Source organism: Nocardia sp. NPDC051463 (assembly GCF_040681975.1).
Classification (GTDB): domain Bacteria; phylum Actinomycetota; class Actinomycetes; order Mycobacteriales; family Mycobacteriaceae; genus Nocardia.
In genome coordinates this window covers 241,928-252,170 of record NZ_JBFBAB010000008.1, presented here as the reverse complement: position 1 = coordinate 252,170, position 10,243 = coordinate 241,928, and the positions used below count along the sequence as shown (strand labels likewise).

General features: G+C 64.1%; 11 protein-coding genes. All 11 read right to left on the bottom strand.

Translation table 11 applies throughout. The features are described 5' to 3' along the window. Positions 1 to 398: 398 nt before the first annotated feature. The gene (murA, locus tag AB0M74_RS14585) at positions 399 to 1,658 is read right to left on the bottom strand and encodes a UDP-N-acetylglucosamine 1-carboxyvinyltransferase (protein ID WP_364906528.1); all 1,260 of its coding nucleotides are present in this window, start codon (positions 1,656 to 1,658) and stop codon (positions 399 to 401) included. Positions 1,659 to 1,833: 175 nt separating this feature from the next. Then, positions 1,834 to 2,418: a cob(I)yrinic acid a,c-diamide adenosyltransferase gene (locus AB0M74_RS14580; protein WP_364906526.1), complete on the bottom strand. Its 585-nt coding sequence runs from the start codon at positions 2,416 to 2,418 to the stop codon at positions 1,834 to 1,836. Positions 2,419 to 2,456: 38 nt separating this feature from the next. Continuing rightward, positions 2,457 to 2,879: a DUF2550 domain-containing protein gene (locus AB0M74_RS14575; protein ID WP_328409885.1), complete on the bottom strand. Its 423-nt coding sequence runs from the start codon at positions 2,877 to 2,879 to the stop codon at positions 2,457 to 2,459. Between the two features lie 199 nt (positions 2,880 to 3,078). Then, complete coding sequence (locus AB0M74_RS14570) at positions 3,079 to 3,456, bottom strand: F0F1 ATP synthase subunit epsilon (RefSeq protein WP_328409883.1); 378 nt, start codon at positions 3,454 to 3,456, stop codon at positions 3,079 to 3,081. 6 nt (positions 3,457 to 3,462) lie between these two features. Beyond that, positions 3,463 to 4,905, bottom strand: a complete 1,443-nt coding sequence (atpD, locus tag AB0M74_RS14565) for a F0F1 ATP synthase subunit beta (RefSeq protein ID WP_364906523.1) — start codon at positions 4,903 to 4,905, stop codon at positions 3,463 to 3,465. Positions 4,906 to 4,921: 16 nt separating this feature from the next. Then, the gene (locus AB0M74_RS14560; RefSeq protein WP_364906522.1) at positions 4,922 to 5,893 is read right to left on the bottom strand and encodes a F0F1 ATP synthase subunit gamma; all 972 of its coding nucleotides are present in this window, start codon (positions 5,891 to 5,893) and stop codon (positions 4,922 to 4,924) included. A 62-nt stretch (positions 5,894 to 5,955) separates the two neighbouring features. Then, the gene (gene atpA, locus AB0M74_RS14555) at positions 5,956 to 7,593 is read right to left on the bottom strand and encodes a F0F1 ATP synthase subunit alpha (protein ID WP_364906519.1); all 1,638 of its coding nucleotides are present in this window, start codon (positions 7,591 to 7,593) and stop codon (positions 5,956 to 5,958) included. Between the two features lie 65 nt (positions 7,594 to 7,658). Next, positions 7,659 to 8,468, bottom strand: a complete 810-nt coding sequence (locus AB0M74_RS14550; protein ID WP_364906516.1) for a F0F1 ATP synthase subunit delta — start codon at positions 8,466 to 8,468, stop codon at positions 7,659 to 7,661. A gap of 19 nt (positions 8,469 to 8,487) precedes the next feature. After that, positions 8,488 to 9,048: a F0F1 ATP synthase subunit B gene (locus tag AB0M74_RS14545; RefSeq protein ID WP_364906513.1), complete on the bottom strand. Its 561-nt coding sequence runs from the start codon at positions 9,046 to 9,048 to the stop codon at positions 8,488 to 8,490. A gap of 7 nt (positions 9,049 to 9,055) precedes the next feature. Further along, positions 9,056 to 9,304 (bottom strand): ATP synthase F0 subunit C, encoded by a 249-nt coding sequence (locus tag AB0M74_RS14540; protein ID WP_364906576.1) that lies wholly within the window; start codon positions 9,302 to 9,304, stop codon positions 9,056 to 9,058. Between the two features lie 70 nt (positions 9,305 to 9,374). Beyond that, the gene (gene atpB / locus AB0M74_RS14535; protein ID WP_364906511.1) at positions 9,375 to 10,223 is read right to left on the bottom strand and encodes a F0F1 ATP synthase subunit A; all 849 of its coding nucleotides are present in this window, start codon (positions 10,221 to 10,223) and stop codon (positions 9,375 to 9,377) included. Between the last annotated feature and the right edge of the window lie 20 nt (positions 10,224 to 10,243).

Below are 10,243 nucleotides of genomic sequence, written 5' to 3'. Positions count from 1 at the left end.
TACAACCGGGGGGTATGTAAGGCCGGAACCAATTAAATAATTGGCACTGACATTCATCGACACACTATTGAGTTCTCAAAGAACACACGCACACACCATCGCCCAGATTTAATCTGATTGATCGGTGAGGCAACTTTTCAAGCTTAGCTCAGTCGCATGCCCCGGCGCAAACCAGGGTTCCAGTCGAGCTAGTGTGATCGTCAGGCGCTCCTCGTACTACCTCGTTTCCCAGGCCTTCGCTCAGCGTTTCCGCTGTGCTTCTCGGCTCCGGGTCGGTGTCCGTGTCGCTCTGACTTGAATAAAGTTACGTGTCTGCGTGCATGATGTCAAATCGCCTGGTCAGGAACGGTTTTCGACGACGCATGATCATTGTGTCCGTCCATTCCAGGCGAACAAGATCAATCAGCCGCGCCGACCCGCTCTACTTGACCACCCAATGCCTGCAACTGCTCGACGAAATTCGGGTAGCCGCGGTCGATATGGAAGACGTCGTGCACTTCGGTGACGCCATCGGCAACCAGACCCGCGAGCACGAGTCCCGCGCCTGCTCGAATATCCGACGACCACACCGGTGCACTCGACAAACGCGGAATTCCGCGCACCACGGCGTGATGGCCATCGGTCCGCGCGTCGGCGCCGAGCCGGATCATCTCCTCGACGAAGCGGAACCGCGCTTCGAAGACGTTCTCGGTGATCATCGAGGTGCCGTCGGCGATCGACGCGAGGCCGATGGCCATCGGCTGCAGATCGGTCGGGAACCCGGGGAAAGGCAACGTGGAGAAATTGACCGCACGCGGTCGGTCGGCCTGGACCACACGGAAACCGTCCGGTTCGAACGAAATCCGTGCTCCTGCCGAGCGCAGCTTGTCCAGCACCAGAGACAGATGCTTCGGGTTGACGCCGGTCACCCGGATGTCGCCCATGGTCATAGCGGCGGCAATCCCCCAGGTAGCGGCGACGATGCGATCACCGATCACCCGGTGCGTGGTCGGCAGCAGGCGCTCGACGCCCTCGATCGTCAGCACGGACGTGCCCGCACCACTGATACGGGCACCCATCTGGACCAGCATGTTGCACAGGTCGACGATGTCCGGTTCACGTGCGGCGTTATCGATGACCGTCTCCCCCTCGGCCAGCACGGCCGCCATGAGAATGTTCTCGGTCGCCCCCACCGAAGGAAAGTCCAGCCTGATCCGCGCGCCCCGCAGTTCATCCGCCCGCGCGACCACACAACCGTGTTCGATTTCGCTGGTCGCGCCGAGCAGGCGCAGGCCGGCCTGGTGCATATCCAAAGGCCGCGAACCGATCGCGTCTCCACCTGGCAGCGCGACAACGGCCCGTTTGCACCGCGCCATCAATGGTCCGAGCACACACACCGACGCCCGGAACTGTGTCACCGCGGGAAAGTCCGCGTGGTATTTCGGTTCCGCGGGCGTGTTGATGACGACGACCGAGCCATCGATCGTCACGTCGCAGCCGAGGCCGCGCAGCACATCACCCATCAGCGGCACATCGAGGATGTCCGGGCAGTTCGTAATGGTGGTCGTGCCCTCGGCCAGCAGGGCAGCGGCCATCAGCTTGAGGACGCTGTTCTTGGCACCCCCGACCGCGACCTCACCGACGAGTTGATTCCCGCCGGTTACCAAAAACCTCTCCATGCCGCCTCTCAGTCCGCCTCTCCGGATATTCAGCGCACTATTGAGTGCCACGATAGTTGCGTTTCGGGCCGGCGGTAGGTGCCTGGCTCAGTTCCGGGCAAACCCGGCGATTTACCCATGTAGTCACGAAATCAGCCGATGCGTGTCGAGCCCGTCATGTCCGCGTTCGCGTCCATCATGATGCACCCGCCTGGTCTCCGCCCGGCTTCCAGAGCACATCGCCGCCAGGATTGGCGACCCGGCTCAGGATAAACAGCAGATCCGATAGACGATTCAAGTACTTGGCCGGCAGCACATTCGTGTCGTCCGGGTGTGCCGCCACCGCTGCCCACGCGGCACGCTCGGCGCGGCGCGCGACGGTGCGCGCGGTGTGCAACAGCGCCGCAAGCGGGGTGCCGCCGGGCAGGATGAACGAATTCAGTGGCGCCAGTTCGGCATTGAACTCATCGCACCAGCCTTCGAGCCGGTCGATGTAGGGCTGGGTGATCCGCAGCGGCGGGTACTTGGGCTCCGCCACGACGGGGGTGGACAGGTCCGCGCCCGCGTCGAACAGGTCGTTTTGAATCTGGTGGAGCACCGCGAGTAGTTCCGGCGCCGGGTTGCCCAGTGCGATGGCAACGCCGATGGCAGCATTGGTCTCGTCGCAATCGGCGTAGGCGACCAGTCGGGGATCGGTCTTGGCGACCCGGGAGAAGTCACTGAGTCCAGTGCTCCCGTCGTCCCCGGTACGCGTGTAAATCCGCGTCAGATGCACGCTCACAAGACCACCTTAGATGTCGGACCTGAACGACTGACCGTTCAGAGGCCTGGAAGCCTGCGGGTCCGATCGGACGGACGGGATTCGACCCAGGAAAGGAAGGCCGCGAGAGAACCGCGGTCCAAGGCGAGCTCGAAAGCGCCGTCGCTATCGGACACAGCGGTCACCGAGAGTTCTTCGGTCATGATGTCGAACTCGTCGCCACGCGGGCCGCGACGGTCACCGATCTCGATGCCCTGGCGTCGAATGGTGGAGTCGGGACCGAGTTTGAGGCTGGACAGCTTGTAGAAAACCAGCCGATCCTCGTCGTATCGGATCAGGCCGTGCCGCCAGCCCTGGCCGCCGCGCGCGGGCAGTACCCGCAGCAGCGCGGCCGTACCACCACGACGCAGCATGATCAGCCGGTAAGTCGAAGCCAGCGCCAGGAAAACGAGCATGAGTACCAGAATGATCAGGAGAACCATCCCGGTCTGCAATGCCGTTCGTCCCTTCGCTCCGCCGCCGTCTCGGCGACACCTCGCCGTCATTCAACCACGGACCCGAGTTTACAAATGGCGGGGCCATGTCTTTTGCCCCGCAGCTCGTACCAACCCCCAGAAACGACGCTGTCGGCGGCGAATAAGTTTCGCCGCCGACAGTGTCGTGCGCAATGGTGGTGCGTGACTACGCGTTCGCGTTCTGCTCGACCGCGCGTACTCGGGCCTGAGCCGCCCGCTGCTGTTCCTCGGTGGCGTCCGAGTCGGCCAGCACCCGGCGGGCCGCCTCGACGTCGACCTCACCCGCGAACTCCGCGGACTCGGCCAGCACCCGGACCGTAGTAGCGGTCACCGAGAAGAAACCGCCGTGCACCGCAGCGACGATGCGCTGCCCATCGGTGTCGACGATGGTCACGGTGCCGCCTTCGACCAGCTGGCCGAGCAGCGGCTCGTGGCCCGGCATGATGCCGATCTGGCCCTCGGTGGTCTGCGCGCTGACGAACGACGCCTGGCCGGACCAGAGCAGTCGCTCGACCGCGACGAGATCAACTGACATTTCCGCCATCGGTGACTACTTTCCGGCGATCTTCTTCGCGGCGGCCTCGACGTCGTCGAGTCCACCGCAGCTGTTGAACGCCTGCTCCGGGAAGTGGTCGAACTCGCCCTTGCAGACGCGGTCGAATGCCTCGATGGTGTCCGACAACGGCACCACCGAACCCGGCTGGCCGGTGAACTTCTCGGCCACGATGAAGTTCTGGCCGAGGAACTTCTCCAGGCGACGGGCGCGGCCGACGAGGACCTTGTCCTCTTCGGAGAGCTCGTCCATGCCGAGGATGGCGATGATGTCCTGCAGTTCCTTGTACTTCTGCAGGATTCGCTTGACCTCGTTGGCGACCCGGAAGTGTTCCGCACCGACGATCGAGGCCTCCAGGATGCGGGAGGTCGAGGTCAGCGGGTCGACGGCCGGGTAGATGCCCTTCTGCGAGATCGGGCGGGAAAGCTCGGTCGTCGCATCGAGGTGGGCGAAGGTGGTCGCCGGGGCCGGGTCGGTGTAGTCGTCGGCAGGCACGTAGATGGCCTGCAGCGAGGTGATCGACCGACCACGGGTCGAGGTGATGCGCTCCTGCAGCTCACCCATCTCGTCGGCCAGCGTGGGCTGGTAACCGACGGCGGAGGGCATCCGGCCGAGCAGGGTCGACACCTCGGAACCGGCCTGGGTGAACCGGAAGATGTTGTCGATGAACAGCAGCACGTCCTGGTGCTGCACGTCGCGGAAGTACTCGGCCATGGTGAGGGCCGAGAGCGCGACGCGCATACGGGTGCCTGGCGGCTCGTCCATCTGGCCGAAGACGAGGGCGGTGTCCTGGAGGACGCCCATCTCTTCCATTTCCAGGTGCAGGTCGGTGCCCTCACGGGTGCGCTCACCGACGCCGGCGAACACCGACGTACCGGAGAACTCACGCGCGATACGGGTGATCATCTCCTGGATCAGCACGGTCTTGCCGACACCGGCGCCACCGAACAGACCGATCTTGCCGCCCTTCACGTACGGGGTCAGCAGGTCGATGACCTTCACACCGGTCTCGAGGATTTCGGTCTTGCCCTCGAGCTGGTCGAATGACGGTGGCTTGCGGTGGATGCCCCACTGCTCGCCGTCCCGACCGAGGCCGGGGGTGTCGAGGCAATCGCCGAGGGCGTTGAACACGTGGCCCTTGACAACGTCACCGACCGGCACCGAGATCGGCTTGCCGGTGTCGGAGACCTTCGCCCCGCGGACGAGGCCGTCGGTCGGCTGCATCGAGATGGTGCGCACGATGTTGTCGCCGAGGTGCTGGGCAACCTCGAGGGTCAGGGTCTTGGCCACCGAGGCCAGCGCGATCTCGGCGTGCAGAGCGTTGAACAGCTCTGGGATGGAACCCCGCGGGAACTCGACGTCCACGACGGGGCCGATGACACGGACGACGCGGCCTGTTGTCGCGCCCGTCCGGCTTTCTTGCGTGACTGCTGCGGTCATTATTCTCTTCCTGCGCTTAGTCGCGGTCCGAGCTCGAAGCCAGCGCGTTCACGCCGCCCACGATTTCACTGATTTCCTGCGTGATCTGGGCCTGCCGCGCCGAGTTCGCCTGCCTGGTAAGGACATTCGACAGTTCATTGGCGTTATCGGTGGCGGCCTTCATTGCGGTGCGCCGAGCCGCGGACTCGGATGCCGCTGCCTCGAGCAACGATGAGTAGATACGCGTGTTGATGTACTTGGGCAGCAGCGCCGCCAGCAGCACATCGGCGTCGGGCTCGAACTCGTACTGCGCGTGCACATCGGCGGTGGCCGAATCGGACAGACTGTCCTCGCCCAGGTCGAAGTTCTCGTCGACGTAGCTCACCTGGATCGGCGCCAACCGGCGCACCTCCGGGGTCTGCGTCAACATCGAGACGAACCTGGTGTACACAATGTGCAGCTCGTCGACACCGGCGATATTGCCGGTGCCGTTCGGAGCGGGAACTTCGCCGTCGGAGCCAGCCATGAAGCTGTCCACCAAGTGCCGGCACGCGGCCGAGGCATCGGTGTACTTCGGCTGCTGGGAAAACCCGGTCCATGACGCACGTGGCGCGCGGTTGCGGAAGGTGTAGTAGATGAGGCCTTTGTTGCCCATCACGTACACCACCGGCTCTTTGCCCTCGCCGCGCAGCGTGGTCATGAGCTCCTCGGCGCGCTTGAGCACGTTCGAGTTGTAGCCACCACACATACCGCTGTCACTGGTGATGACCAGCACAGCGGCGCGACGCGGGTTCGGGCGTTCGGTCAGCAGGGGATGCGAGAGGTTCTTGGAAGCACTCGCGAGCTCACCGAGAACCTTGGTGATCTCCTCCGCGTACGGCTTGGCCGCAGCAACCCTGGCCTGAGCCTTGGTGATGCGCGAGGTCGCGATCAGCTCCTGGGCCTTGGTGATCTTCTTGATCGAATTCACACCACGAATGCGGGAGCGCAATTCACGCAGGTTTGCCATCAGCGGTTCACTCTCCCTTCATTCGCGGCATTGGATCGGCGGTAATGCATGGCTCGCCCGCGCTACTTCTCGACGTGCTTGCGGGTCACGGTGAGCGACTCGACCTCTTCGGACTCGAGCTCGCCTGCTCCGTCCTCGCTCACCACGCGAGTGCCGTCGGAGGCGAGGAAGCCCTGCTTGAACTTGTCGGTCGCCACCTTGATCGCGTCGGCCGCATCGCCCTGCAGCACCTTGCCGCCGGCGATCGACTCGAACGCCTCGGGTGCGGTGCGGTGCAGCTCCTCGATCAGCTCGGCGTTGAACCGGCGGATGTCGGCGACCGGGACCGACTCGTAGTAACCGGCGTCGACCAGGAAGATCGAAACGATCTGGTCTTCGACGGGAACCGGCGAGTACTGGTCTTGCTTGAGCAGTTCCACCCAGCGGGCGCCACGCTCGAGCTGGGCGAGGGAGGCCGCGTCCAGGTCCGAAGCGAAGGCGGAGAACGCCTCCAGCTCGCGGTACTGCGCCATTTCCAGACGCAGCGAACCGGCGACCTTCTTCATGCCCTTGGTCTGGGCGGCGCCACCGACACGGGAGACCGAGGTACCGACGTTGATCGCCGGACGGACGCCCTTGTTGAACAGGTCGGACTCGAGGAAGACCTGGCCGTCGGTGATGGAGATGACGTTGGTCGGGATGAAGGCCGAGATGTCGTTGGCCTTGGTCTCGATGATCGGCAGACCGGTCATCGAGCCCGCGCCCATCGCGTCCGACAGCTTCGCGCAACGCTCCAGCAGACGGGAGTGCAGGTAGAAGACGTCACCCGGGTACGCCTCGCGGCCCGGCGGGCGGCGCAGCAGCAGCGAGATCGAGCGGTAGGCCTCGGCCTGCTTGGTCAGGTCGTCGAACACGATCAACACGTGCTTGCCCTGGTACATCCAGTGCTGGCCGAGGGCCGAACCGGTGTACGGCGCAAGCCATTTGAAGCCGGCGGAGTCCGAAGCGGGGGCCGCGACGATGGTGGTGTACTCCATCGCACCGTGCGCCTCCAGCGCGGTCTTGACGCCCGCGATGGTGGAACCCTTCTGACCGATCGCGACGTAGATGCACCGCATCTGCTTGGCCGGATCGCCCGAGTCCCAGTTGGCCTTCTGGTTCAGGATCGCGTCGATGCAGACCGCGGTCTTGCCGGTCTTGCGGTCGCCGATGATCAGCTGACGCTGGCCACGGCCGATCGCGGTCAGCGCGTCGATGGCGGTGATACCGGTGGCCATCGGCTCCTCGACCGGCTGGCGCTCCAGCACCGTCGCGGCCTGCAGCTCGAGCACGCGCTGCTCTTCGGCTTCGATCTCGCCGAGACCGTCGATCGGCTGACCGAGCGGGTTGACCACGCGGCCGAGGAACTTGTCGCCCACCGGCACCGAGAGCACGTCGCCGGTACGGCGGACTTCCTGGCCCTCTTCGAGGCTGGCGAACTCGCCGAGGATAACCGCACCGATAGCGCGGTCCTCGAGGTTCAGCGCGACGCCGAGCACACCACCGGGGAACTCGAGCAGTTCGTTGGCCATCGCCGAAGGCAGGCCGCTCACGTGGGCGATGCCGTCGCTGGTGTCGGTGACAACACCGACTTCTTCGATGGAGGTTTCCGGGGTGTAGCTCTGGGTGTAGCTCTCGATCGCGCTACGGATCTCATCGGTGGAGATCGTCAGCTCCGCCATAGTCTTCCTGCTCTCGCTGTCTGGTCTCGAATGTCGGGGGGATTAGGAGTCGTCAGGCTGTGACATCAAGCCAGGGCCCGACGCAGCCGTTCCAGTCGGCCGGTGGCGCTGCCGTCGATCACGTCGTCGCCGATGTGCACGACGACACCGGTCAGCAGACTCGGATCGACCTGGACGTGCACCGTGACCGGCTTGCCGTAGATGCGCTGCAACGACGCCGCAAGGTGGCCGCGCTGCTGGTCGGTCAGCGCGATCGCGGCGCGAACATGCGCGACGATCTGCTCGCGCCGCGCGGCCGCGAGATCGGACAGCTCGTCGAATGCTTCGCCGATGCCCGTCTTCGACCGGGTGACCACCTGGTCCGCCAGGGTCTGGGTGATGGTGTCGGATTTGCCCGTGAGCAGACGACCGATCAGCTCACGCTTGGCCTCGGCGGGCTTCGCGTGGTCCGACAGTGCCTGCTCCAACTCGGGGTTGTCGCTGATGATCCGGCCGAGTCGGAACAGCTCGTCCTCGACCGCGTCGATCCGCCCGCTGTCAGCAGCCGACTCCAGCAGCGCTTCCTGCCCGAGCAACACCAGAGTGTCGACCAAATCGGCAGTGCGCGACCAGTTCTGGGCCACCGCGGTGGTCAGCACCGCCTGCGTGGCAGCGCTGACCTTGCCGCTGAAGACCCGCTCGCTCAGCTCGGCGCGAACCGCGCCGGGCACCGAAACGTCCGCGAGCGCAACACGCAGCGAACGCTGGTCGTCCAGCACGGCGACAACGGCGAACAGTTCCGAACCCGTTGTGGCCGCAACACTGTCGCTTCCGGTCAGAGCGGCCCGAAGCGCCTCCCGGGACCGGGAGCTTGCCTCGCGGCTCGCTGCGTACATGCTTCTCACTTTCGCGTCGCTACCTTCCGACCCCGATGCCGGCATTCGACTGGTCGAGCTCGGCCAGGAACCGCTCGATCGAAGCCGCTTGCTTGGCCTCGTCCGAAACCGACTGTCCGATAATCTTTTCCGCCAGATCGACGGCCGTCTGTCCGACCTCGGCACGCAGTTCGGTGAGGATCTGCTGCCGCTGGGCTTCCAGCTGGCTGTGGCCTGCCGCGACGATGCGGTCGCTTTCGGCCTGGGCTTCCGTGCGCATCTGCGCGAGGATCTGCTGGCCTTGTGTGCGTGCGTCCTCACGGATGCGCGCGGCCTCGAGCCTGGCCTCGGCCAGCTGCTGCTGATACTGCTGCAGGGTCAGCTGGGCCTCTTCCTGCGCGGCCTCGGCCCGCTGGATGCCACCCTCGATCTTGTCGGCACGCTCGTCCAGCACCTTCACGAGGCGTGGAATTACGTACTTGTAGAAAACGAAGCCGATGATCGCAACGCAGACCACCGACCACACGATGTCGTATGTCTCGGGGATAAGGGGATTGACATCTTCCCCTGTTCCCGCGGCGAGCACAGAAAGCGTGGTCATCGCAAACTCAGAAAATGAAGCCGGCGACGAGGCCGATCAGCGCGAGCGCCTCGGTGAACGCGATACCGAGGAACATGTTGGTGCGGATCGTGCCCTGCAGCTCGGGCTGACGGGCGATGCCCTCGATCGCCTTACCGACGACGATGCCCACGCCGATGCCCGGGCCGATGGCGGCCAGACCGTAGCCGATGGCGCCGAAGCCCTTGAACGTCGACTCGTTGGTTGCAGCTTCCTGGGCCAAGTACGCGAGGCTCATGAGTTCCATTCCCTTTCTGTTGCCCACACGCCGGTCGGCGGGTGTAGCAGGTATTCGGTAGTTGTTCGGGTCAGTGCGAGTCAGCGTGTTGCGCAAGTCCGATGTATACGGCGGTCAGCAGTGCAAACACGTAGGCCTGCAGGAAGATGACCAAAATCTCGAACAGGGTGAATCCGAGTCCCGCGAGCAGCGAGAACGGCGAGAACACCTTCATCCACGAGGTGGCGTCGAACAGGAAGAACCAGGTGGCGCTGAAGAACAGCACCAGCATGATGTGACCTGCCAGCATGTTCGCCATGAGTCGGACCGTCAGCGTGAACGGGCGCAGGATAAAAGTCGAGACGAACTCGATCGGAATCAGCAACCCGTGCAAGGCGAGCGGAACATTCGGAACCACGATGCTGCTGCGCATGTAGGTGAGGAAGCCGTACTTCTTGATACCCACGTAGTTGAACGTGATGTAAGCAAGTGCGGCCAACACCAGCGGCATGCCGATTCGGGCGTTCGACGAGATGTTCAACCCCGGAATGATGCCGGAGAAGTTCAGGAAGAGGACCGTGAAGAAGATCGTCGCGATGAGCGGGAAGAACCTGCGGCCGGATTCCTTACCGAGAACCTCATCGCAAATCTGTTCCTTGACGAAGACCAATCCTGTTTCGGCAATGTTCTGCAGGCCGCGCGGGACGATGCGGGGACTCCGGAATGCCAACACCATCACAATGACAAGAACTGCCGTCATGATCAGGCGGATCAGCATCAGTCGGTCGAGTTCGAACGGCGTACCCTCGAACAGCACAGCTGGAGGGAAGAAGTCGGACAGCGATGGCGCGTGGAACTCGCCCGCCAAAGTGGTGACGCTCAGCGTTCTCTCCCGTGTTCGGGCCGTGGGTTCGGTCGTACCCACGGTTCGATCGGACATTGACGATCAATTAGTCGACT